This window comes from Eubacterium sp. AF36-5BH (assembly GCF_003460505.1).
GTDB lineage: Bacteria > Bacillota > Clostridia > Lachnospirales > Lachnospiraceae > Eubacterium_G.
Genome location: NZ_QTVG01000011.1, coordinates 54,488 through 79,243, shown reverse-complemented (window position 1 = coordinate 79,243; position 24,756 = coordinate 54,488). Strand labels below are relative to the sequence as shown.

Genomic DNA, 24,756 nt, shown 5'->3' with positions numbered 1-24,756 from the left:
ATTCTTTATACTTTCTGTTACATCCGACAACTTACGCTGTTCCCAAGGTTCAGTAAATCCTTTAAATCTTATTTTTGGTATATCTGCCATATTTTACACCTCCTCTAAGACTTTTATGAATTCTTCTACTGATTCTCTAGTTTCATCGCTATCAAAATTTAGGTCTTTTAACATACTTAACAGCATATTATTACCCTCTTTTATTTCTTTATCTGTATCTCTTATTCTCAGCGTAAGTGCTTTTAAATCAATCTCTGGTTCTTCTTCTGAAGTATCTACATATCGTGGTATATTCAAGTTATAATCATTTTTCACAATGTCTTCATAAGATGCAAGGTATGCTTCTTTCTCTACACTTTCTCTGTTATTATATAATTCAAGAACACGATCAATATGTTCTTCTTTCATAACATTCTGCTTTTTCTCTTTTTCATACAAATTTGATGCATCTATAAACAACACATCTCGTCCATCACGATGCTTTTTCAATACTACAATACATGTTGGAATTGAAGTATTATAAAACATATTTGATGGCAAGCCAATTACCGCATATATAGAACCATTTTTCAAAAGTGTTTCTCTTATTGTTCCTTCTGCTGCTCCTCTAAATAAAACTCCATGTGGTAAAACAATCGCCATTGTTCCTGTCTGTTTTAAATGATAAAATCCGTGTAATAAGAATGCATAATCTGCTTTTGATTTTGGTGCAAGCTTTCCACCATAATCCATAAATCTTTCATCTTGTTTAAATCCTTCTGCTGCAGACCATTTTGCAGAATATGGTGGATTCATTGTAACTACATCAAATTCTGTTTCTTCATCAGTTGGCCAGTCTGCATCTAATGTATCAGCATTTCTTAAGTGCTGATTTTCCGGCAAAACTCCATGCAAAAACATATTCATTCTTGCCAAATTATAAGTTGATGGCATAAGTTCCTGTCCATAGTATTTTATATAATCCGGTTCTTTTGCATAATTTTTGCAGCTCAGCATTAATGATCCTGAACCCATACAAGGGTCATATACCTGTAATCCTTTTTTATCTTCCTGTCCTGTCATTGCAATTCGACATAGTATCTGTGCCGGACCATGTGGAGTATAGAATTCCCCTGCCTTTTTTCCTGTTTCAGAAGCAAACTGTCCTATTAAGTATTCATATGCATTTCCTAGCACATCGCCTTCTGTATGTATTAAATCTGCACCATCTAACACTTTTATCACTTCTGCTATTGTTGCACTCTGTTTTTGGTCTCCGGTTCCAAGCCTGTTTGAATACAAATCAACATCTGCAAATAATCCATTAAATAATTCGTCTGATTCCTGAATTCTATTAAATGCTGACTGTAATTTTTCTCTGTTGAAAGAATTGTTTTTAGCATCTTTCAATATGCTTACATATGTCATATCAGGGTCCAATGTATAACGTAATGATTCTTTCAATTCTGCCAATAGTTCTTCGGCATCTTCACTATTCATTACATCCTCATAAACTTCCTGTGCTTCTTCTAAATCATCTGGTGTTTCATCGTTTAATAAATCATATACTTTTGATAAATATGAATCTGATAAATACTTATAAAATACTAATCCTAATAAATAAGTTTTGTATTCATTTGCATCCATCTTACCTCTTAATACATCTGCTCCGCTCCACAAAACCTGCAACAAATCTTTTCCTTCTGCCATTTTAGTCCTCCTATATTTTTAGTAAATCAAATAATTATTTATTCATTTTTATCACATTGTAAATATTTATTAATTATATTATAAGTGGCTATTTTATACAACTTTTGCATTGTTATATTTGCCTCCTTATTTATACATTATTTCATTATTTGTACTGTCATTTTCCATTTCAGCTACACAATAATTCTAATTCCAATAACTTCTTTAAAATTTAATTTCATCTACTGGTTTTACTAATTTACACAGAATTCCTCTTGGCATTTTGTAAAGCACTTTTCCAACTGCTGTGTCGCCAATTTTGTCATAAATTCGTCCTGCACTATATGACTCGCCAATGACTGTACTACAACTATTTGCCACATGCCCAACTTTTCCAATTCCCGGCATTTTTACAAGAATTGCTTCGTGGTCATATTTGTTGTCCGGTTCTTTCTCAAGAAGCACTTCCATATCCTTTTCAAAAAATTCGTCACCTTCAAAAAATCCTGTTCCTGTAATTGTAAAATAAATCTTATTTTCCATCTTTTTTTCCTCCTTTATAGCTGCTATTTTTCCTTTTATGACTCCATTTTCTCACATTCACTGTCCCTTTTTCAGGACTCGATTCCGCTATTTTTTCGAATTTAATTGCAATTTAAACTGCTAGTTTTTCCATGCTACTACTTTTGCAAACTAGCAGTTACCTTTGCAAAAGTGTATATTTTAAGTAGTCTTTGTTTGATCAGAAAGGAGGCTTTTATGCCAAAACAATTATCCTTATCTGAACGAATAATTATTGAACGTATGATTAGTAAAGACTACTCTTTTGCCTCTATTGGTAGAAATCTTGAACGTTCAGCTTCTACCATTTCTAGAGAAGTAATTAAATATCGATGCTTTGTTGATAGAATTCCTCTCCCTGGCGAGAATGATTGTACTCACAAAAACTCTTGCCTAAAGAATTCTATCTGCGATGATGTTGGAGTACATGGATGTTATGGATATCGTTGTAAGCGATGTCCTGAAGATCGTATATGCACAAATATTTGCGCTTCTTATGAATCTTCTCAATGTCCTCTTTTAGATAAACCTCCTTATGTCTGCACTAATTGTTCTATGCTTAAACAATGTAAACGTAACAAGGCTTACTATACAGCTCACAGAGCTGATGCTGCTCATCACAAAAGCATTCGCAATGCTCATTCCGGTGTCAGAAAAACTCCATCTGAATTAAGAGCAATTGCTGATATAATTGAACCTCTTATTGCTAAAGGTCAATCTCTAAATCACATTTGTGCTACGCACTTAGATGAATTAGGTATATCAGAGAGAACTCTCTATAATTACATTGACCAGGGTGTTTTTAAGGTTCGTAATATTGACCTTCCTAAAAAGGTTGTTTACAGGCAACGTAGACCTAAAAAGGTTCTTACCAAGCTTGAATACCAATATAGACAAGGTCGCACCTATGAAGATTTCAAATCCTTCATGGAAGCAAACCCAGATCTACCTGTTGTAGAAATGGATACTGTAAAGGGTGGTCGTAATAAGGGAAAAGTATTTCTTACTATGATTTTTAGAAGGACAGGTTTTATGCTTATCTTTCTAATGAACGATGGAACTCAGGATAGTGTAATTCAGATTTTTGATTCCTTAACTGAGATTCTTGGAGTCTCTCTATTCAAGAGATTATTTCCTGTTATCTTGACCGATAACGGCGTTGAATTCAAAAATCCTCAAGCACTTGAACACACAAGAACAGGACTTTCCAGAACTCGTGTATTCTTTTGTGATCCTCAAGCTTCGTGGCAAAAACCACAGGTCGAAAACAACCATCGTTTAATACGAAGAATACTTCCTAAAGGTGTTAGTTTTTCACCCCTCACTGTTGCTGACGTAACGTTAATCTCTTGTCATATAAACAGTGTTCTTCGTGAAAATTTAGATAACAAAACACCTTTTGATTTAATGGACTCCAAAGACGTGAAAAAGTTATTGTCTTTGCTACAACTTTCACCTATTCCACCCGATGAAGTTACTTTGAGTCCAAAGCTACTTAAGCGTTAATTAACATTTTAATTGATCAAACAAAGACTCCCATATCTTTTAAAGAAGCGGGGTTGCAGTTATTTTTTCAAAACTAATGCTATGCCGCTTATTAACTATGCACGAAAATATAGCAAAACAATAACTTTTTTATTATTATACACCATTTAAAGCTCAATTTTCACCCCATTTAAGGTTTAAAAAATTTGGTGTCAATATGTTCGTGCAGTTACTTTTTCATTTAAAGAGAAAAATAGAAAAAATCTCGATTTTTTTTTATATTTTCGAAAAATTTTCTCAGTTTCTATAGATTTATTTCTTATATGTTATATAATTAATATATGACTATTTATCATTAATAAAGAATGGAGGTGTACAATTATGAAATTTATGAAAAAATTAGGCGTTATTGCTCTATCGCTTGCGTTAGTCATAAGCATGAATACAAGCGTTTTTGCTAAGGCTAGTTGGCATGATTACATAGGTTTTGATGGAAAGCCTGGTCATACCTGGTATGAAGCCGCTGATGGAAAAGTAGTCGGTATTGCAAAAAACAAATGGACTGCCAAATTAAAAACTATCGGTTGGGGTGGTGTCTGGGGTGCACAAATATTCCAAGATGTCAATATAACAAAAGGACGGAAATACAGAATAAAATTTAAAATGAAATCAACTGACATTAACAAATGGGTGGTTATTAAAATTGCAAAAAAAGACAAAATAGCATACGTTAAATGGATTCATTTAAAGAAAGGTAAATATACAAAAATAAACGAAACTTTTGTTGCCAAAAAGAACGCATCACAGATTTACTTTGGCATTGGTGGTGAATTTGGTGATCGTGATGACGAAAAAGATATTTACGACTACCTAAAGAAAAGACCTAGCGACGGCAAAAGTAATGTTGCGGAGAAATCCACTAAAATACTTCTTCGAAAGTATTCCCTTAAACCTGCAACAAAAGTAAAGCCAAGCAAAACCTACTGCAGATGCGGTTGTCCATATTGCAAATAATTGAATTGTATCTGCAAATTATGTTATACAAAAGCGACTAATCCGAAGTCAAACTTCGAATTAGTCGCTTGTTATTTTATTCTATTAAATCTAATATATCCTGCTCGCTCCAATATATTTTATCATGGTTCAACCTGAAAAACACCCAGAAACGATTTTTGCTACGTTGTTAAATATATATCAACACTTTTTAGATAAAATCAAATTCACCTTTATGTTAAACTCCTATTACTATTTACACAATTAAATTCTAAAATACAAAACTATATTTTTAAAATATAATATACTTACCAGGGGAACCAAGGGGGCGACATGGCTATCCGTCTACTCACATAGAGAAAGGCGGTGATAATATGAGTACATACGAAGAGTTATCTCTAATTATTTCAACTGTTGGATTAGTTATTGCTATTCTAATGTACCACGACAATAAAAAATAGTCGTCCTTGTTCTCTGGTATAAGTAGGACGACTATTTTTTAGTTTCCAATAGACCGAGACGGCTAGCCTTGACCTAGCTTTCGGTTCTCTTGTTAAGTACATTATATCAAATCAAAGTTTTAATTCAATAAAATTTGTCACTAATATGTCACTCACTTGTCACTCACGAGTCCGAATCAACCATTATTAATGATTTTTTTAAATAAAGAAAAACCCCGAAAAGCCTATGTTTTCGGGGTATTCTTGTATATTTGATTTTTTCCACAAATTATCTCTTGCTGAACTGTGGAGCACGACGAGCTGCTTTGAGACCGTATTTCTTTCTTTCTTTCATTCTTGAATCTCTTGTTAAGAATCCAGCCTTCTTTAATGCAGGTCTGTTTTCAGCATCAGCCTGTACTAATGCTCTAGCGATACCATGTCTGATAGCACCAGCCTGTCCTGTGTATCCACCGCCATGAACACTAACTTTGATATCGAACTTGTCTGTTGCACCGATTGTTTCAAGTGGCTGACGAACGATAACCTTTAATGTTTCAAGACCAAAATATTCATCAATATCTCTTTTATTAATTGTTATATTTCCATTTCCAGGCATTACATATACTCTAGCAACACTGCTTTTTCTTCTACCTGTTCCATAATACTTTTCTGTAGCCATGTTATTTTCTCCTTTCAGTTAACTAAAATGTTAATTCTTCTGGTTTCTGAGCTGCATGTGGATGCTCTGCTCCAGCATAAACAAAAAGTTTCTTAATCATGCTTCTTCCTAAAGGTCCCTTTGGAAGCATTCCCTTAACTGCAAGTTCAATAACGCTTTCAGGTTTCTTAGCAAGTTTTTCTTTAAGAGTAACTTCTTTCATACCACCAACGTATTCTGAATGATGATAGTAAATCTTCTGTTCTAATTTCTTTCCTGTTACCTTAATCTTGTCTGCGTTTGTAATAATTACATAGTCACCTGTGTCGATATGAGGTGTGAACTGTGGTTTGTTCTTTCCTCTTAAAATCTTAGCAACTTCTGATGACAAACGTCCTAATGTATATCCTGTAGCATCAACTACATACCATTTTCTCTCAATATCTGCTGGACTAGCCATATATGTTTTCATTGGTTTACCTCCTGAAATTTTGCTTATCTAAATTCTTTAATTCATTTCATGTCCGTACCGGGGCTTTGGCTAAGACACAAAAAACTAACGTGCATAACACGTCACAATACTGATGTATTATACAATAACTAAATTTACGTGTCAACACGATTTTTTCAATTTTTATACAATTTTTCTGCCTGAAGTGAAAAGTTTATTTCCACTTTTAGTATCTTGAAGTGGATTTTAGTCTTTCACTTATTTCCAAATATTTCATTCCACTATTCCTCATACTCAATTCCTATTAATGTTAAACCTCTTGCGGGAGCTTTTGGTCCTGCCATGTATCTGTCTTTTGAATCAAGTATTTCTTTTACATGTTCAGGCGGATAGACTGACAATCCTACCTTTAGCAGGGTTCCCACTATTATTCTAACCATGTTGTAAAGGAATCCATTTCCACTTATTTTTATACTTATAATATCATTTTCTTTTGACACATCCAAAGTGTAAACTGTTCTTACTGTGGTTTTTACCTGACTTCCTGCTGAACAAAAGCTTGCAAAATCATGTTCTCCTACAATGTATTCTGCTGCTTTTTTCATTTTATCCACGTCCAATGGTAGATATACAAAATGAGTGTACAATCTGTTTAACGGATCAGGAAATCTTCTATTTAAAATTTTGTATTCGTATGTTTTAGTGCTATTGCAATATCTTGGATGGAAATCCTGTGGCACTTTCTCGGACTTCTGAATTCTTATGTCATCAGGTAGTCTTTGGTTAAGTGCAAAAGAAATTTTCTCTGCCGGTATTTTTGTGTCGGTATCAAAAACTGCCACATTAGCAACCGCATGAACTCCTGAATCGGTTCTACTTGCTCCAATTACCGCAATATCCTCTTTTAAAAGAGAGGATAATTCTCTATTTATAATTTCTTCAACGGTTATTCCGTTTTTTTGAATTTGCCAACCACAATAGTTGGTTCCATCGTAGGAAATAATTAATCTGACTCTCTTCATTTTTCTATCTTTCTATTATCAACTATACAATTCTCATTGAATATACAAATCTTATTTATCAGCATACTTGCTATTCAACATCAAAGTTCTATATATCAATATACCTGCTATTCAATATAAAAGTTCTATATATCAATATACCTGCTATTTAACATCATAGTTCCATATACTAATTTATTTTCTGTACTTGATTTCCACATTATATATTTCAAACTCAAATCACATAAGTAACAACACATAAACTTGCTACAATTAACACGTAACTGCCATACGCCATGTAATCACGCTTAGCGTATTTTAGTGGTTTCATCTTTGTTCTATCGCCACTGTGATAACATCTGGCTTCCATTGCTGTTGCCAGGTCAATGGCTCTTCTAATTGACGAAATAAACAAAGGTATAAGAATTGGAATAAGGCTTTTTGCCTTCTGCAGTATGTTTCCTGTGTCAAACTGTGCGCCTCTTGCTTTTTGTGCCTTTGTTATTTTTTCTGTTTCTTCCATTAATGTTGGTATGAATCTTAATGCCAGTGACATAATCATTGCAATTTCATGTACCGGAAATCTTATAACTTTTAGAAAACCAAATGATTTTTCCAAGCCGTCAGCTAAGTCATTTGGTGTTGTTGTAAGTGTCATTACCGAAGTACAAATTACCAGATAAACCAGTCTTATTGCTATAAAACCGGCTTTTATCAAGCCTTCTTTTGTTACTGTTAATGCCCATATTGAAAATAATTCTTCTCCCGGTGTCATAAACACGTTCAATACGGCACTAAAAAGTAGAATAAAAAGAATTGCTCTTACTCCTTTTAATAATTTTCCAAAGGGTACTTTTGATGCCTTGATTATCGCTGCCATAAATACCGTAAATAATATATAGCCCAGAACACTATCAAGTAAAAATAACATAACGATAAAAACCATTGTGCCAAATAATTTTACTCGAGGGTCTAATTTGTGTATTATTGAATTTTCCGGATAATATTGTCCTATTGTTATATTTGCCATTTCTTCTTCCTAAATTAATTGTAATATCCTTATATTTACTAACCTATAATTTGTAATATGCTTATACTTACTAACTTATAATTTCAAAAATCTAAAACTTATTATCATTTGCTTTAAGATTATTAACATCTTTATCTGACTGGCTATTCGCCTGATAAACTCGAATATACTACTTAATCTATCTGACTGGCTATTCGCCTAATACATTCAAGTATACTACTTAATCAATCTGGTGGATTATTCTGTCATTTATTGCTTTATTTTCCAAGTGCCTTTAAAATATTTTCTTTAGCATCTTCTACATTGATTATGTTTTCGTCCACATCCAGCCCGTTTTCTTTTAGCTGATGCATAATATAAGTTATCTGTGGAGCTGCCAAACCGATTTTTTCCAGTTCCTTATAATGTTTAAATACTTTTTTCGGTGTGTCATCAAACATTACGCTTCCGTTATTCATTACAATGATTCTTTCAGCGTAATTTGCCACGTCTTCCATGCTATGAGAAACGAGAACAACTGCCATGCCTTTTTTCTTATGAAGATTTTCGATGCAGTTAAGAATCTTATCTCGTCCTGCCGGATCAAGACCTGCTGTTGGCTCATCCAAAATCAAAATATCAGGCTCCATTGCCAAAACACCGGCAATAGCCACTCTTCTTTTCTGCCCGCCTGACAGTTCAAATGGCGATTTATCAAAAAGTTCTTCCTTGACACCTACAAGACTCAAAGCTTCTTTTGCCTTATTGATTGCCTCTTCTGTTGACAAGCCCTGGTTGTTTGGTCCGAAGCATACATCTTTAATTACTGATTCTTCAAATAACTGATGCTCAGGGTACTGAAATACCAGCCCTACTTTGCATCTTAGCTGTCTTAAATCAAAATCTTTGTCATATATATTTTTCCCGTCAAAGTAAACATTACCTTCAGTTGCTTTTTCCAAGCCATTAAAATGCTGTATTAATGTTGATTTGCCAGAACCGGTGTGCCCGATTATCGCAATAAATTCACCTTTTTCAATTTCTAAATTGATATTCTTTATTGCTGCTGTTTCTGAAGTTGTTCCTTTTTCATAAATATAACTTACATTTTCTAATTTTAAAGACATTCTATTTCTCACTTTGCTTTTTTTATTTCATTAACAAGTTCGTCTATGCTTAATATACCTTCATTTATATTTAAACCGCTTGTTCGTAACAAATGACCTAACTCTGTAACCTGCGGCACTTCCAAACCGATTTTTTTGATTTTATCTACTTTACTGAAAATCTCTCTTGGAGTTCCTTCCATAATTAACTTTCCGTCATCCATTACAAAAACTTTATCTGCTCCAATTACTTCGTTCATGTGGTGGGTAATTAAAATAATTGTTATATTCTTTTCCTTATTTAATGTATGAAGTGTTTCAATAACTTCTTTTCTGCCTACAGGGTCGAGCATGGCTGTGGGTTCATCTAAGACTATACACTGTGGTTCCATGGCAATTATTCCGGCAATTGCCACTCTCTGCTTCTGACCTCCTGAAAGTTTAAGAGGGGACTTGTGTCTGTACTTTGTCATGCCTACAGCCCCCAACGCCTTCTCTACTCTTTTCCAAATTTCGGCTGTTGGGACTTTCAGGTTTTCAGGGCCAAATGCCACATCCTCTTCAACCATTGTTGCAACAATCTGATTGTCAGGATTCTGAAACACCATTCCCGCGTTCTGTCTTATGTCCCAAAGAAGTTTTTGATCCTTTGTGTCCATACCATCTAAAAATACTGTTCCCTCAGTTGGAGCAAGTAGTGCATTAATATGTTTTGCCAAAGATGATTTTCCTGAACCGTTATGGCCTAATACTGCAATAAACTGTCCTTTTTCCACATCTAAAGACACATTATCAACAGCTCTCAATGTGGTTCCCTCTTCTTCGTCAACGAAGTCATGTGTTAAGTTTTTTATCTTTAACATTTCCATAAAAGTCATCTGTTCCTTTCATATATAAGTAATGCTTTTTGATGGTCCGAACCTATTTTATTCTATTTATACATATTTTGCAACTTGGATAATTTAAAACTAATTTATTTACACTACTTTTTTCTTTTTAACACTATTTCTCTTTCTTCTCCACAATGGTTAAAAAAAATTTTATATTTTACAACTTCAATACCTTAAAAACATTTCACTTTTTTTCTTATTTGTGCTATCTTAATATTTGTTCTATTTCACATTTGGGAGGATTATTATGAACGCTAAAATCAAAGATTTATTTTTAAAAATAAGAAGATACATATCTGTTCACAGATATACCTTATATTTAATTATTCCATTTCTTTTAATGGACATTTTTACAAGGGCGTTTGGTTATGCCATAGGGTATTTCCCAACCTTTTATCCTGCACCTAATATTTTTACTTTGGTTTGGATTTTCCTATTTATTGGAATCATAACCTGTCTTAAAGGAAAAGGTTGTAGCATTGCTTACTGGGTGCTTTTTATTTTGGCATACGTATTGTTTTTAACTAACACTGTTTACTACTCATTAACAGGTTTTTATTTTAGCTTTAACTTAATGCTTATGGCAAGCGAGGGTAGCTCTTATATTGTTGATACAATTATTCACGCCAATCCTATAATTTACGTTGCGGCAGTTATTATTCTTATAATAGCAATAATTGTTTTCAGAAAGTTTTCTCCAAAGAGAGATTTCAGACCTAAAAGACTGCTTGTTATTTTTGTTATTTTTATTGTTTTGCATTTAGCTGCACCTTTAGGTTTAGGTTTTGCTAACAGCCATTTAAAATGGAGCAGTTTTAAAAATCCTAGAAATGTTTACAACAGCTACAGTGACAGCAATAAAAGTATGAGAGTTTCAGGTTTGTACGAATATTCTTTTAGGAACTTTTATATTACTTTCGTTAAGCCTAAAGAAAAAATTAATTCTAAGGACAAAGCGTTTTTGGACAGCATTTACAAGGCAAAAGATACAAAAACAAGTGATAAATATACAGGTATGTTCAAAGGAAAAAATGTTATTTTCCTACAGTTAGAGGGTATGGACACATGGCTTTTAACTAAAAAAACAACGCCTAACTTATATAATTTAAAGAAGAATTCTATTGATTTTAAAAAGCATTATTCAATATATACCGGTGGTGGTTCAACTTTTAACTCAGAATTTGCAGTTAATACCGGGTTCACAACTCCTGCTTCTTATACTGAAAATGTTTATACGCTAAATACGAACACAAACAACCACACAATGGCTAAGCTGTTTAAAAATGAAGGCTATTCTGTAAATGCTTTTCATATGAACACTTCAGGTTTTTACTCGAGAGGTATTAATTACAAGAGTTGGGGCTATGACAACTATTTTGGTTTAAAAGATATTGGTCACTACAGCGACTTGGATTATGAACTTGACCGACAGCTTATTTTAAATAAAACTTTCTACAATCAGATGTTTAAACAGAAAGGTAAATTTGTGGATTATATTATTTCATATACACCACATACTCCTTTTACAACAAGTAAGGAAGTTGGTAAGCTTGTTGCCGAAAACAAGTACGGCAAGGGGAATGTTCCTGATTTAAGCGAGGAAGAATCGGCTAAACTTATGGTTGGCGAAACTGATTATATGGTTGGTCTTCTTATTCAGGCACTTAAGGATAACGGTTTGTACGATAACACAGTTATAGTTGCCTACGCAGACCATTACCTTTACACAATTAATGACAAAACTGTTTTGGACAAATATAAAGATACACAGGGCAACTTAATTAACAACACTCCATTCTTTATTTGGAGCAGCGACATTAAATCCCAGTCATTTAATAAAGTTACAATGCAGATGAACATCCTGCCTACTGTCCTTAATTTGTTTGGAATTGACTATAATAGCAATTATTATTTGGGAACTAATGCATTGTCACCTAAATACAAAGGGCTTGCTTATTTCAGCGATTATTCCTGGTACGACGGTAATGTGTATGTCGAAAACGGCGAAGTTGTTAACGGAAAGAAAATTTCCAAAAAGAAACTTGAAGAAACAAGCGACAAGGTAAACAAATTATTTAGAAAAAATGACTTAACACTGAAATATGATTACTTCAAAACACTTGGAAAATAATTTCCTATAAGAATATATAATAAAAAACAGTTGCGACATTTACGTATCAAGTACGTGCCTGTCGCAACTATTTTTTTATGCACCTTCTTCAATATCCTCAATTGTAACTTTACTGTTATGAGGTATCGGCTTCCATTCAACTTTCTTAAACAAGGCTACATACTGAGTATATCGTTGGATAATATCAAATGTAGGCCATGTGAAACAATAAAGAATTTTACGCCATATACTGAATTTTGGTATCCTCTTGTATTCTATTATAAAAATGTACACTGCAATCCAAATATTAATGAAATATTTGCATATTCTATAGAAAATTCTTGCCCATATAACAAGTAACAGGCTTAGTCCATAGGATTTCCAACCTGGAGCCAATGTAATGCTTATATTTCCAAAAATGTGTTTACACAAAGTTGCTATATAACTGTCTCCATTGAAAACCCAGAAAGTTGCTCCTATTTTCCATACAATAAATGGATAAAGAATAAGTTTGGTCAATATCCATTTTGCTATGTATACAATGTTTTTTGGCACTAACTGTGCAAATGTATCAAAGGACATAAATCTATGTCTTATTGTTCTCCATAAATAGTCATACCAGGCATCATCTTCTTTATGCTCTGTATGCTTATCAACAAAGATGTTTTTAAACAATCCCCAGCCACTTTCTGCAAACGCCTGTAGATGCCCCTTGGACCATCTTAAACGCTGACGAAGTGCCACTTTCAAGCTTATTGGCTGTTCATCATAGAAAATGGCGTCGTTATTATATGATATTTCATAGCCCTCAACTACACAATCTGCAGTTAAAGATCTATCTTCAGTTAAAGATGTATATTTCCAACCATCTTTAACTATTTCATTTGAAAACAAAAATCCTGTTCCCTGAATATTTGTTGCCAAATGTAAAAATGAACGTGCCCTATGTCTCCATCTGATTGAACGTAACCAATGAATTGCATAAGTTGAAGCTATCCAGCTTTCTGTCCAGTTTTTTGTACTTCTATACGAAGTAATGATTTTTTCTCCTGCATCGAAAGAATCATTCATTCTGGAAATATAATCTTTTTTCAGAAGGTTATCTGAGTCAAAAATAAAATATCCTTCAAAAGATTGTATGCCATAATCCTTTTCAATCTGCTCAAATCCATATTTTAACGCAAAACCTTTTGTTCTCTCATCAGGATTAAAATGTTCATAGCAAATTGCACCATTTTCTCTTGCTACCTTTGCAGTATTGTCTGTACAATTATCGGCTATAACAAATATTGTAACCAGCTCGCTGGGATAATCCTGCTTCTTAATACTGTTAATCAGGTTCTTAATTACAGGCTCTTCATTTCTAGCCGGTATTACAACTGCATACTTGTGATTTTTCTTAGCCGGCTGGAACTTTCTTGTTACCAACAAACTTATTATCATATAAGGTTTCTCATGTATAACTAAAATACTCATAAAAATAGTTATTATCCCACATATAGCCAATGTTGGTGAGTAAATGCTACACATAAAATTTGCTATTTTGTTTATTACTATTATTGTATTTATTTCCATGTATTTTCCTTTCTTAAGTGCAAACTTATTATATTATACTAACAAGTCTAACAAAATACTAGAGGAAAATTATTCTCTCCTTATTTGCTTTTTATTTATATATATTGAAATGTATTATTTTATTTTCCTAATTTTATAATAAAAAAATAAATCTCCTTCTACCTTTTATAACTAAGTAAATGTATTTTTAATTTTGGTGTGTCTTTGTAATTTTGCAGACAATAAATTTTAGTTTTATTGTCTTGATTCAATTAAATTACAAACCAAAAAGAGAAGTATAGACGCATACAGCACTTATACTTCTCTTTTTATAATATTAAATCGCTTCGCTCAAAGCTTCGCAACTAGATTAATTCAAGTAATACTTCCATAGCTGCATCACCTTTACGCTGGCCAATCTTTACGATTCTTGTGTAACCACCGTTACGATCTGCATACTTAGGAGCAATTTCGTCAAATAACTTATTTGTTAAGTCTACCTTCTTAGCATCTTTCTTCTTTCCAGTTTCATTATTTGTTACTGTGTAAAGAACTTTATTCATCTGACGTCTTGCATGAAGTCTTGAAGGCTGATCTTTCTTAATAGTTTTCTTTACTTCATCGAAAACTGTTACTTTCTTGCCATCAACAACTTCTTTGACTCTCTTACCATCTTTATCTAAACGAGCAACCTTTGCTGTTACTTCAACTTCATCAAAGTTATCTTTTTCCTTAACTGCTAATGCAATAAGACCTTCTGCAACTTTTCTGATTTCCTTAGCTCTTGTTTCAGTAGTAACAATCTTGCCGTTATTTAAAAGACTAGTAACCTGACCTCTAATTAAAGCTTTTCTCTGACTTGAAGTTCTTCCAAGTTTTCTATAACCTGCCATTTTCTTACCTCCATAATGCTAACAAACTCTAGTTTATTAGTTTTCGTCGCTTGGTTTCAATCCAAGGCCGAGTTCTTTTAACTTAGCAAGTACTTCTTCTAATGACTTACGACCAAGGTTTCTAACCTTCATCATATCATCTGAAGTCTTATTTACTAATTCCTCAACTGTATTGATACCTGCTCTCTTCAAACAATTGTATGAACGAACTGATAACTCTAATTCATCAATGTTCATTTCTAACACTTTATCAATTTCATCATCAACTGGTTCAGCGATAACTTCAATGTCCTTTGTAGTTTCTGAAAGGTCAATGAATAATTTTAAGTGTTCACAAAGAACTTTTGATGCTAAACTTACAGCTTCATCAGTATCTAATGTACCATTTGTATATACATCTAATGTAAGCTTATCAAAATCAGTAACCTGACCTACACGAGTATTTTCAACAGCCATATTAACTCTTTCTACTGGTGTGTAGATTGAATCTACAGCAATAACTCCAATAGGTAAGTTATCGTTTTTATTCTTATCTGAACTTACATAACCTCTTCCCTTAGTAATGATTAACTCCATACTAAGTTTGCTATCAGCACCACCGTTAAGTGTTGCAATAACCAAATCAGGGTTTAAAATTTCAATATCAGAATCTACCTGGATATCGGCAGCTGTAACTACCTGGTCGCCAGTAACATCAATATGAGCAATTTTAGGTTCATCTGTTGCACTGGTATTCTTAATTTCTAACTGCTTTATGTTTAAAACTATTTCTGTAACATCTTCCTTAACTCCTGGAATTGTACTAAATTCATGAAGAACTCCGTCAATCTTAATCTGACTTACAGCAGATCCAGGTAAAGATGAAAGCATAATTCTTCTTAAAGCATTTCCAAGTGTTGTACCATAACCTCTTTCAAGTGGTTCTACTACAAACTTACCGTATCTTCCATCATCTGATTTTTCTACTAAAATATTTGGTTTCTCAAAATCGAACACTAATAGCCCCTCCTTTTTTGGGAATTGCTTAAACTTATTGGGAACAATAATATAAATAAATATATATTATTTAGAATATAATTCAACAATAAGCATTTCATCTACAGGTACATCAATTTCTTCTCTCTTAGGAAGTTCTTTGATTTCACCCTTAAGATTATCCTGGTCTACTTCAACCCATGCTGGGACTGTTCTTCCACCAGTAACTTCGATAATGTCCTTGTATCTCTGTGAACCCTTGCAGTCCTCTTTGATTTCAATTACATCACCAGCCTTGATAAGGTATGAAGGAATGTTTACCTGCTTACCGTTTACCAAAACATGTTTATGATCTACAATCTGTCTAGCTTCTTTTCTTGTTCTAGCGAATCCCATACGGAATACTACGTTGTCAAGACGAGTTTCTAACATAATCATAAGATTTTCACCTGTCTGTCCAGGCTGTCTCTGTGCCTTCTTGTAGTAATTTCTAAAAGGCTTTTCTAGTACGCCGTAAATGAATTTAGCTTTCTGCTTTTCTCTTAACTGAAGACCATATTCACTCATCTTTCTACTAGATCTGTTTAAATTTCTATTTGATTTCTTGTCTATTCCTAAATAAATTGGATCTAAACCAAGTGATCTACATCTTTTAAGAACAGGAACTCTATTTACTGCCATTTCTATTCCCTCCTAAATTAGACTCTTCTACGTTTTGGTGGGCGACATCCATTATGAGGAACTGGAGTTACGTCCTTAATTGATGTAACTTCAAGACCACATGTAGCAAGGGCACGAATAGCTGCCTCTCTACCTGATCCTGGACCCTTAACCATAACATCTACTGATTTTAAACCATGAACTAAAGCTGCTTTTGTTGCAGTTTCTGCTGCCATCTGAGCTGCATAAGGAGTAGATTTCTTTGAACCTCTAAATCCTAGACCGCCAGCACTTGCCCATGATAAAGCATTTCCTTCAGCATCTGTCAATGTGACAATTGTATTATTAAATGATGCCTGGATATGTGCCTGTCCGTGTTCAACGTTTTTCTTAACACGCTTCTTTGTCACTTTCTTTGTAACTTTCTTAGCCATTTCTAAACTAACCTCCCTTATGGGTTTCTAACTATTTTTTCTTGTTTGCTACAGTTCTCTTAGGACCTTTTCTTGTTCTGGCATTATTTTTTGTATTCTGGCCACGAACAGGAAGTCCACGTCTATGACGGATACCTCTATAGCATCCAATTTCCTGTAATCTCTTAATGTTTAAAGCGATTTCTCTTCTTAAATCACCTTCTACTGTCTGACTTGCATCGATAACTTCACTAATCTTCTTAACTTCTTCGTCAGTTAAATCCTTACATCTTGTGTCAGGATTTACACCAGCTTCAGCTAAAATCTTTTTAGAACTTGAAATACCGATACCATAAATATAAGTCAAGCCAATCTCAACTCTCTTTTCTCTTGGTAAATCAACACCTGAAATACGAGCCATGTGTATAACCTCCATTAGTTAATTTGTATGAATCATTAAATAACGTAGCCCGTGTGTAACACGTCTGAAATGTGTACGCATCCAAAAATTCACAGTTTAAAGTTTCTTCGTATTAGTAGTTCAGCAAATTTTCTACTAATCTCCGGGAATAATACCCTCATATTATAATAGTAATTCTCTATCACACTAGATACTATGTAACACTAGAATTACTGCAGCCGCATGCTAAAATGTAGTTATAATACATATAATAACTACAAACACACAAACAAGTGAACAATAAAAATCATTCACTTTATATCAAAAACTTATAAATTAGCCCTGACGCTGTTTGTGCTTTGGATTTTCGCAAATTACTCTTACGATTCCTTTTCTTTTAATGACTTTGCATTTTTCGCAAATTGGTTTAACTGATGATCTAACTTTCACAGTAAAATCCTCCTTCCACAAAAAAGTCCGAGTATGATAATATCATAGTTTTCAAAATATTACAAGAACTTTTTTGAAATTTTATTAATTTATTTTAATTAATAGTTACCTAAGTTAATTTCCAAATAAAAGAGCAACTCTTGTGCGAGCACAAGTTTGCTCTTTTATTGAGAAATGCGTTGCTTATTTATCACGCCAGATGATTCTTCCTTTTGAAAGATCGTATGGTGACATTTCAATTGTTACTGTATCACCCGGTAAAATCTTAATATAGTTCATTCTTAATTTACCACTAATGTGAGCTAAAACAATATGTCCATTTTCTAATTCTACCTTAAACATTGCGTTTGGTAATTTTTCAACAACTTTTCCTTCAATTTCAATTACGTCTGCCTTTGACATTTTTGTTCCTCCTAAATTTTAGAGTGATAAGATTTCCGGTTCACCCTTTGTAATAAGAATTGTGTTTTCATAATGTGCTGATAATGAACCATCATCTGTTACAACTGTCCAGTCATCATCAGTCCATGCAACATCAGGTCTTCCCATGTTAATCATTGGTTCAATAGCAAGTGTCATGCCTGCCTGAAGCTTCATGCCACGTCTCTTCTGTCTGAAGTTTGGTATCTGTGGATCTTCATGCATTTCTGTACCAATTCCATGACCTACTAATTCTCTTACAACACCGTATCCAAATTTTTCTGCATAATCACCGATTGCTGCAGATATATCATATAGATGGTTTCCTTCTTTTGCAAATTTTATACCTTCAAAGAAACTCTGCTTTGTTACATCAATTAACTGCTGTGCTTCTTTGCTGATTTCTCCGATAGCAATTGTTCTTGCGGCATCTGACTGATAGCCTTTCCAAATAACACCTGTATCTAAACTTACAATATCGCCATCTCTGACAATTTTATCTTTGTTTGGAAGACCATGTACAACTTCATCATTAATTGAAATGCACACACTTCCCGGATATCCTTCGTAACCTAAAAATGAAGGAATACAATCATAACTTCTAATAATTTCTTCACATATCTTATCTATTTCATAAGATGACATGCCTGCCTTTACTTCCTGTGCAAGCTGTTCGTGAACTTTAGCAAGAATCTTTCCTGCCTCTCTCATTAAATTAATTTCTCTTTCTGATTTAATTGTTACTGGCATTTTCTTATGCTCCTAATATCTTTACTATTTCATTAAATACATCTTTCATATCAATTGTTCCATCAACACTCTTTAAGATGCCCTGTTCATTATAGTAATCAATAAGTGGCTGAGTCTGATTATGATAAACTTCCAAACGGCTTAATACTGTTTCAGGCTTATCATCATCTCTTACAATAAGTTCTTCTCCGCACTCGTCGCATTTTCCTTCAACCTTTGTTGGGCTGTAAACAATATGATATGTAGCTCCACAGTTTACACATGCACGTCTTCCGCCCATTCTTCTAACGATGTTCTCGTCCGGAACATCAATATCGATTGCAAAATCAACTTTTTCTCCATTTGCCTTCAAAGCTTCATCTAAAGCTTCTGCCTGTGGAATAGTTCTTGGAAAACCGTCTAAAACATATCCGTTTTTGCAATCGTCTTCTTTAAATCTATCCATAATCAAGTCTAATGTTAATTCATCGGGAACTAACTGTCCCTTATCAATAAAAGACTTTGCTTTTTTTCCTAATTCTGTACCATTTTTAATGTTTGCTCTAAAAATATCTCCTGTTGAAATATGAGGAATACTATATTTTTCAGCAATCATCTTTGCCTGTGTTCCTTTTCCGGCACCAGGTGCTCCAAGCATTACAATTTTCATATTTGCCTCCTTCTACATTAATAAACGTTATAAATATTCTCATAACTTCTATTAAAGCATAAATAAACATGGATTTGCAATAGTTACTATTAAAAATTTCAAATTATAGTACATTTAGGGGGCAGTGCAACACCGTCCCCTAAACTTATGTTAAAATATTCCTTTAATTGTGCTGTAATTCTTTTCTGTTACCATTGACTTAATTGTTTCAAGTGTTTCTAAGATAACACCAACAATGATGATAATAGATGTTCCACCGAATCCAACCTGTGCTCCGAAAATACCAGAAGCTAAAATTGGGATAACGGCTACAATAATAAGACCAATAGCACCAATTAAAATAATGTAATTCAAAATATTTGTTAAATATTCTACAGTTGGCTTACCACTTCTAATACCAGGTATAAATCCACCTCTGTCATTTAAGTTTTTAGCAACTTCACGAGGGTTGAATGTTATTGAAGTATAGAAGTAAGCAAAGAATATTACTAATAATAAGTATACTACAAAACCAATTGAATATTTAATATTTGAAGGATTACACCAGTATGACTGGCTTAAGTAATGTGACCATTCAGGTGACTTACCAAAGAATGATGCAATTACTACAGGGAACTGTAATAATGATGAAGCGAAGATAATTGGAATAACACCTGCAGTATTAACCTTAAGAGGTATATTTGACTGCTGTCCTCCTACCTGTCTTCTTCCCTGTACCTTCTGAGACATTTGTACTGCAATCTTTCTGATTGCGCCCTGAAGAATTACTACCAATACGATGATACCAACTATAACGCCCAAAATAACGCATGCTGATAATAATCTACCACCGATTGACATTCCTTCTTTAAATACAAAGTTCTTGAATAAGTTAGCAATATCACTAGGCATACCTGAAATGATGTTAATTGTAAGAACGATAGAAATACCATTTCCTACACCCTTTTCAGTAATCTGCTCACCAATCCACATTAATACTGCAGAACCGGCTGCCATTGCTAAAATACCTGTTACAATTACACCCCATTTTCTAATGTCGTGCATTGCTGAGTATTTAACAGCATCTGTATCGAAAATTCCCTGATTTCCGAAACCGATAATCATTGCTGTAGATTCGATTAATGCTAATGCTACTGTTAAATAACGTGTAACTTCAGCGATTTTCTTTCTACCTTCTTCACCATCTTTTTGAAGTTCATCAAGTTTTGGTATAGCAATTGTTAACAACTGCATAATGATTGATGCTGTGATGTATGGTGTGATGTTAAGAGCAAAAATTGACATCTTTTCCATCGAACCACCTGTAATAGCTGAGAAGAAACTAAAGTTCTCATTTGCAAAGTTTCTCATAACCTGAGCGATTGCGTCCCCATTCACAAATGGAATAGGGATCTGACAACCAAGTCTCACAACTATTAATATAAAAAATGTGTATAATAATCTTTTTCTGATTTCTTTAACTTTTAATGCTTTCTTGAAGGTTTCTAACATATTAGATCACCTCGCAAGTTCCGCCTGCCGCTTCGATTTTTGCCTTAGCTACTTCACTAAATGCATTTACTTTTACTGTAAGCTTTTTAGTTAATTCACCATCCCCAAGAATCTTAACGCCATCTCTAGCATTTTTGATTACACCTGCTTCAAGTAATGTTTCAACTGTAACAACTGTATCATTTTCGAATCTTTCTAATGCAGTAACATTGATACCAACGATATCTTTTGTATTGATATTAGTGAATCCTCTCTTAGGAATTCTTCTATATAATGGCATCTGACCACCTTCGAAACCAGGTCTAGGGCTTCCTGAACGAGCTTTCTGTCCTTTATGACCTTTACCAGCTGTCTTACCATTTCCTGAACCATGTCCACGGCCTCTTCTGAAATTATCACTATGCTTTGAACCTTCTGCAGGCTTTAAATTTGATAAATCCATTGTCGCACCTCCTATCTAAATTAAATTTCTTCAACTTTAACTAAATGTCTAACTCTCTGAATCATACCTCTGACTGCAGCGTTGTCAGGCATTTCAACTGTCTTGTTAAGCTTTGTAAGTCCTAAAGCTTCAGCTGTCTTTTTATTCTTTGGAACTGCTCCAATTGTTGATTTTACTAAAGTAATTCTTAATTTATCTGCCATTTCTAATTACCTCCCTTATTAGCCTAAAATCTCTTCTACAGTTTTACCGCGAAGTGTAGCTACTTCTTCCGGAGTCTTTAATGCAGCTAATCCTTCAATTGTAGCAAGAACTACGTTCTGCTTATTCTTTGAACCTAAAGACTTTGTACGAATGTTTGTGATACCAGCTAATTCTGCAACACTACGTGCAGGACCACCGGCGATAACTCCAGTACCTTCTTTAGCTCTCTTAAGAAGTACTTCTGCACTTCCGAATTTTCCAATAATGTCGTATGGAATACTATTGTTTTCATCCATAGGAACAGTAATAAGGTTCTTTATAGCATCCTCTTTACCTTTACGAATTGCTTCAGGAATTTCAGCTGCTTTTCCTAAACCTGCACCAACGTGTCCATGTTTATCACCAACTACTACTAAAGCTGCGAAACGCATATTACGTCCACCCTTTACTACCTTAGTAACACGTTTGATAGATACTACTGTCTCTTCTAACTCTAACTGACTTGCATCAATTATATCACGTCTCATGTGTGTTACCTCCTCAACTAAAATTCCAGACCAGCTTCTCTAGCTGCGTCTGCTAATGCCTGAACTTTTCCCTGGTAAATGAAGCCGCCTCTATCAAATACAACTTCCTTAATACCTTTTTCAACTGCTCTTTCTGCAATAACTTTACCAACATATGCTGCGGCATCAACGTTATTAGTTTTTTCTAACTCTTTCTTAACGTCAGCTTCTACTGTAGATGCTGCTACAAGAGTTTTTCCAACTGTATCGTCAATAATCTGAGCATACATATGATTATTACTTCTAAAAACTGCTAAACGTGGACACTCAGTTGTTCCACTTAAATGATTACGCAGTCTGTTATGTTTCTTAACGCGAATTTCGCTTCTAGATTTCTTACTAACCATTCTCTACACTCCTTTATTATTTACCAGTCTTACCAACTTTACGTCTGATAACCTCAGTATCGTACTTGATACCCTTACCCTTATATGGTTCAGGTTCTCTCTTACTTCTGATTTCTGCAGCGTACTGGCCTACTTTTTCTTTATCAATACCTTTTACAATGATTATGTTCTGTCCATCAAGAACTGTTTCGATTCCTTCTGGATCTTCCATTTCAACTGGATGTGAATAACCAAGTGAAAGTACTAACTTCTTACCCTGTTTCTGTGCTCTGTATCCAACACCATTTACTTCAAGTTTCTTTTCGTAACCTTCTGTTACACCAACAACCATGTTGTAAATAAGTGTTCTTGTAAGACCATGTAAAGCTTTGTTTTTCTTTAAATCATTTGGTCTTGATACAACGACTTCTTCACCGTCAACTTTAATGTCCATAGCCTCTGGTAAAACTCTTTCAAGAGTTCCCTTTGGTCCTTTGACAGTCACTTTATTATTTTCTGCTACTTCAACAGTTACACCTGATGGAATAGCGATAGGCATTCTTCCTATACGTGACATTTCGCCTTACCTCCTTATATTTCGTCTAAATAGTGATGAACATAGTGTGAATAATGAAGATTTCTCTTCATATTCACTTGTTCATATTACACTGTTTAAATTAATTACCAAACGAATGCGAGAACTTCTCCACCTACGTTTGCTTTTCTAGCTTCTTTATCTGTAATCACACCTTTGTTTGTTGATATGATTGCTGTTCCAAGTCCACCAAGAACTCTTGGTAATTCATCTTTTCCAGCATAAACACGAAGACCAGGTTTTGAAATCTTCTTGATTCCTGTAATAACTCTGTCGTTCTTGTCTGCACCATATTTTAATGTGATTCTAATTGTCTTGAAGTTTCCTTCTTCTAAAACTTCATACTTTGTGATATATCCTTCATTTACAAGAATTTCAGCAATAGCTAATTTCATCTTTGATGCAGGAACATCTACAGTATCATGTTTTGCAGTATTTGCATTACGAATTCTTGTAAGCATATCTGCGATTGGATCACTCATAGTCATAGTTTACTTCCTCCTTCAAATTTTCTCTTACCAGCTTGCTTTCTTAACGCCTGGTATCTGTCCTTTATATGCTAATTCACGGAAGCAAATTCTGCAGATTCCGTATTTCTTTAAATAAGCATGTGGACGACCACAGATTCTACAACGGTTGTAAGCCTGTGTTGAGAATTTAGCTTTTCTTTGCTGTTTAACTTTCATAGCAGTTCTAGCCATGGGTCTACCTCCTAATTACTTTGCAAATGGCATGTTAAATTGTGCCAATAATTCACGAGCTTCTTCATCAGTGTTAGCTGTAGTAACAAAGATAATGTCCATACCTCTAACCTTATCAACCTTATCGTATTCGATTTCTGGGAAAATAATCTGTTCTTTAATACCAAGAGCGTAGTTTCCTCTTCCATCAAATGCATTTGGATTAACACCTCTAAAGTCTCTTACACGAGGAAGTGCTAGATTTACTAATCTATCTAAGAATTCATACATTCTTTCTCCTCTAAGAGTAACCTTACATCCGATTGGCTGTCCTTCTCTTAACTTGAAGTTAGCTACTGAATTTTTAGCTCTTGTTACAACAGCCTTCTGACCTGTAATTGTTTCAAGATCTTTAACAGCTGTGTCTAAGATTTTAGCGTTTTCCTTTGCTTCGCCAACACCCATGTTTATAACAATCTTATCGAGTTTTGGAATCTGCATAACATTCTTATACTCGAACTTCTTCTGCATTTCATCCTTAATCTCGTTTAAATACTTTTCTTTAAGTCTGCTCAACTTTCTGGACCTCCTCTCTCAATTAATCGATTACGTCGCCTGTCTTCTTGGCAATACGTACTTTCTTTCCATCTTCTACTTTGAATCCAACTCTTGTAACCTGTCCTTTTACAACAAGCATAACGTTAGATACATTAATAGGTCCTTCCTGAGTTACGATTCCACCGTTCTGGTTCTGAGCACTTGGCTTAGTATGCTTTGTATGCATATTAACACCTTCAACTGTTACTGTACCCTTTTTAACATCAACGGCAACAACCTTACCTTCTTTACCTTTATCTTTACCTGCGATAACCTTTACAGTATCGCCCTTTTTAATCTTCATAGCTGACATTAT

The 24,756-nt window shown here is 34.1% G+C and carries 31 protein-coding genes; 3 read left to right on the top strand and 28 right to left on the bottom strand.

Annotated features, from left to right (window positions below):
* Nucleotides 1-93: 93 nt before the first annotated feature.
* Together DW006_RS11015 and DW006_RS11010 are read right to left on the bottom strand one after the other, a co-directional pair.
* Nucleotides 94-1,689 carry a type I restriction-modification system subunit M gene (locus DW006_RS11015; protein WP_118000575.1) on the bottom strand — a complete coding sequence of 532 codons (1,596 nt, stop codon included), beginning with the start codon at nt 1,687-1,689 and terminating at the stop codon, nt 94-96.
* 204 nt (nt 1,690-1,893) lie between these two features.
* A complete protein-coding gene (locus DW006_RS11010; protein WP_118000573.1) occupies nt 1,894-2,211 on the bottom strand; it encodes an HIRAN domain-containing protein in 318 nt (105 codons plus the stop codon).
* Between the two features lie 216 nt (nt 2,212-2,427).
* Between DW006_RS11010 and DW006_RS11005 the strand changes: the two genes are divergently transcribed.
* Together DW006_RS11005 and DW006_RS11000 are read left to right on the top strand one after the other, a co-directional pair.
* Nucleotides 2,428-3,735, top strand: coding sequence for an IS30 family transposase (locus DW006_RS11005; protein ID WP_118000571.1), 1,308 nt, complete (start codon nt 2,428-2,430; stop codon nt 3,733-3,735).
* Between the two features lie 360 nt (nt 3,736-4,095).
* Nucleotides 4,096-4,728: a carbohydrate binding domain-containing protein gene (locus DW006_RS11000; protein WP_118000569.1), complete on the top strand. Its 633-nt coding sequence runs from the start codon at nt 4,096-4,098 to the stop codon at nt 4,726-4,728.
* Between the two features lie 708 nt (nt 4,729-5,436).
* Here DW006_RS11000 and rpsI read toward each other — a convergent pair.
* From rpsI to DW006_RS10970, 6 genes are all read right to left on the bottom strand, one after another.
* Nucleotides 5,437-5,829, bottom strand: coding sequence for a 30S ribosomal protein S9 (gene rpsI / locus DW006_RS10995; protein WP_022164638.1), 393 nt, complete (start codon nt 5,827-5,829; stop codon nt 5,437-5,439).
* Between the two features lie 22 nt (nt 5,830-5,851).
* A complete protein-coding gene (rplM, locus tag DW006_RS10990) occupies nt 5,852-6,280 on the bottom strand; it encodes a 50S ribosomal protein L13 (protein WP_022164637.1) in 429 nt (142 codons plus the stop codon).
* Between the two features lie 260 nt (nt 6,281-6,540).
* Nucleotides 6,541-7,281 carry a tRNA pseudouridine(38-40) synthase TruA gene (gene truA / locus DW006_RS10985; RefSeq protein ID WP_118000567.1) on the bottom strand — a complete coding sequence of 247 codons (741 nt, stop codon included), beginning with the start codon at nt 7,279-7,281 and terminating at the stop codon, nt 6,541-6,543.
* Between the two features lie 214 nt (nt 7,282-7,495).
* Complete coding sequence (locus DW006_RS10980) at nt 7,496-8,290, bottom strand: energy-coupling factor transporter transmembrane component T (protein WP_118000565.1); 795 nt, start codon at nt 8,288-8,290, stop codon at nt 7,496-7,498.
* A gap of 257 nt (nt 8,291-8,547) precedes the next feature.
* Complete coding sequence (locus tag DW006_RS10975; RefSeq protein WP_199521910.1) at nt 8,548-9,396, bottom strand: energy-coupling factor transporter ATPase; 849 nt, start codon at nt 9,394-9,396, stop codon at nt 8,548-8,550.
* Nucleotides 9,397-9,404: 8 nt separating this feature from the next.
* Entirely contained in the window at nt 9,405-10,244 is an 840-nt protein-coding gene (locus DW006_RS10970) for an energy-coupling factor transporter ATPase (protein ID WP_118000561.1), read from the bottom strand.
* A gap of 268 nt (nt 10,245-10,512) precedes the next feature.
* Between DW006_RS10970 and DW006_RS10965 the strand changes: the two genes are divergently transcribed.
* On the top strand, nt 10,513-12,396 hold the full coding sequence (locus tag DW006_RS10965) for an alkaline phosphatase family protein (protein WP_118000559.1): 1,884 nt from the start codon (nt 10,513-10,515) through the stop codon (nt 12,394-12,396).
* A 75-nt stretch (nt 12,397-12,471) separates the two neighbouring features.
* Here the strand turns inward: DW006_RS10965 and DW006_RS10960 are convergent, their stop codons facing one another.
* The 20 genes from DW006_RS10960 to rplX form a co-directional block, all read right to left on the bottom strand.
* A complete protein-coding gene (locus DW006_RS10960) occupies nt 12,472-13,950 on the bottom strand; it encodes a glycosyltransferase family 2 protein (protein WP_118000557.1) in 1,479 nt (492 codons plus the stop codon).
* 344 nt (nt 13,951-14,294) lie between these two features.
* A complete protein-coding gene (locus DW006_RS10955; RefSeq protein ID WP_022164907.1) occupies nt 14,295-14,822 on the bottom strand; it encodes a L17 family ribosomal protein in 528 nt (175 codons plus the stop codon).
* A 36-nt stretch (nt 14,823-14,858) separates the two neighbouring features.
* Nucleotides 14,859-15,818, bottom strand: coding sequence for a DNA-directed RNA polymerase subunit alpha (locus DW006_RS10950; protein WP_022164908.1), 960 nt, complete (start codon nt 15,816-15,818; stop codon nt 14,859-14,861).
* A gap of 66 nt (nt 15,819-15,884) precedes the next feature.
* Nucleotides 15,885-16,478, bottom strand: a complete 594-nt coding sequence (gene rpsD, locus DW006_RS10945) for a 30S ribosomal protein S4 (protein WP_118000555.1) — start codon at nt 16,476-16,478, stop codon at nt 15,885-15,887.
* A 17-nt stretch (nt 16,479-16,495) separates the two neighbouring features.
* Nucleotides 16,496-16,891: a 30S ribosomal protein S11 gene (rpsK, locus tag DW006_RS10940; RefSeq protein ID WP_118000553.1), complete on the bottom strand. Its 396-nt coding sequence runs from the start codon at nt 16,889-16,891 to the stop codon at nt 16,496-16,498.
* Nucleotides 16,892-16,922: 31 nt separating this feature from the next.
* Nucleotides 16,923-17,291 carry a 30S ribosomal protein S13 gene (rpsM, locus tag DW006_RS10935; RefSeq protein ID WP_118000551.1) on the bottom strand — a complete coding sequence of 123 codons (369 nt, stop codon included), beginning with the start codon at nt 17,289-17,291 and terminating at the stop codon, nt 16,923-16,925.
* Between the two features lie 315 nt (nt 17,292-17,606).
* The gene (gene rpmJ, locus DW006_RS10930; protein ID WP_040446913.1) at nt 17,607-17,720 is read right to left on the bottom strand and encodes a 50S ribosomal protein L36; all 114 of its coding nucleotides are present in this window, start codon (nt 17,718-17,720) and stop codon (nt 17,607-17,609) included.
* Nucleotides 17,721-17,903: 183 nt separating this feature from the next.
* Nucleotides 17,904-18,122 (bottom strand): translation initiation factor IF-1, encoded by a 219-nt coding sequence (gene infA, locus DW006_RS10925; protein WP_022165095.1) that lies wholly within the window; start codon nt 18,120-18,122, stop codon nt 17,904-17,906.
* Between the two features lie 18 nt (nt 18,123-18,140).
* Nucleotides 18,141-18,890 (bottom strand): type I methionyl aminopeptidase, encoded by a 750-nt coding sequence (map, locus tag DW006_RS10920; RefSeq protein WP_022165094.1) that lies wholly within the window; start codon nt 18,888-18,890, stop codon nt 18,141-18,143.
* Nucleotides 18,891-18,894: 4 nt separating this feature from the next.
* Nucleotides 18,895-19,539, bottom strand: coding sequence for an adenylate kinase (locus DW006_RS10915; protein ID WP_118000549.1), 645 nt, complete (start codon nt 19,537-19,539; stop codon nt 18,895-18,897).
* 150 nt (nt 19,540-19,689) lie between these two features.
* Nucleotides 19,690-21,030, bottom strand: coding sequence for a preprotein translocase subunit SecY (gene secY / locus DW006_RS10910; RefSeq protein WP_118000547.1), 1,341 nt, complete (start codon nt 21,028-21,030; stop codon nt 19,690-19,692).
* Nucleotide 21,031: 1 nt separating this feature from the next.
* A complete protein-coding gene (gene rplO, locus DW006_RS10905; RefSeq protein ID WP_022165090.1) occupies nt 21,032-21,472 on the bottom strand; it encodes a 50S ribosomal protein L15 in 441 nt (146 codons plus the stop codon).
* Between the two features lie 20 nt (nt 21,473-21,492).
* Nucleotides 21,493-21,675, bottom strand: a complete 183-nt coding sequence (rpmD, locus tag DW006_RS10900; RefSeq protein ID WP_022165089.1) for a 50S ribosomal protein L30 — start codon at nt 21,673-21,675, stop codon at nt 21,493-21,495.
* An 18-nt stretch (nt 21,676-21,693) separates the two neighbouring features.
* A complete protein-coding gene (rpsE, locus tag DW006_RS10895; RefSeq protein WP_118000545.1) occupies nt 21,694-22,203 on the bottom strand; it encodes a 30S ribosomal protein S5 in 510 nt (169 codons plus the stop codon).
* Nucleotides 22,204-22,220: 17 nt separating this feature from the next.
* Nucleotides 22,221-22,589 carry a 50S ribosomal protein L18 gene (gene rplR / locus DW006_RS10890; RefSeq protein WP_118000543.1) on the bottom strand — a complete coding sequence of 123 codons (369 nt, stop codon included), beginning with the start codon at nt 22,587-22,589 and terminating at the stop codon, nt 22,221-22,223.
* A 16-nt stretch (nt 22,590-22,605) separates the two neighbouring features.
* On the bottom strand, nt 22,606-23,145 hold the full coding sequence (gene rplF, locus DW006_RS10885) for a 50S ribosomal protein L6 (RefSeq protein WP_118000541.1): 540 nt from the start codon (nt 23,143-23,145) through the stop codon (nt 22,606-22,608).
* 104 nt (nt 23,146-23,249) lie between these two features.
* Nucleotides 23,250-23,651: a 30S ribosomal protein S8 gene (gene rpsH, locus DW006_RS10880; RefSeq protein WP_022165552.1), complete on the bottom strand. Its 402-nt coding sequence runs from the start codon at nt 23,649-23,651 to the stop codon at nt 23,250-23,252.
* A 27-nt stretch (nt 23,652-23,678) separates the two neighbouring features.
* Entirely contained in the window at nt 23,679-23,864 is a 186-nt protein-coding gene (locus DW006_RS10875; RefSeq protein WP_021952764.1) for a type Z 30S ribosomal protein S14, read from the bottom strand.
* Between the two features lie 15 nt (nt 23,865-23,879).
* Entirely contained in the window at nt 23,880-24,419 is a 540-nt protein-coding gene (rplE, locus tag DW006_RS10870) for a 50S ribosomal protein L5 (RefSeq protein ID WP_118000539.1), read from the bottom strand.
* A gap of 22 nt (nt 24,420-24,441) precedes the next feature.
* Entirely contained in the window at nt 24,442-24,753 is a 312-nt protein-coding gene (gene rplX / locus DW006_RS10865) for a 50S ribosomal protein L24 (protein ID WP_022165554.1), read from the bottom strand.
* Nucleotides 24,754-24,756: the final 3 nt, after the last annotated feature.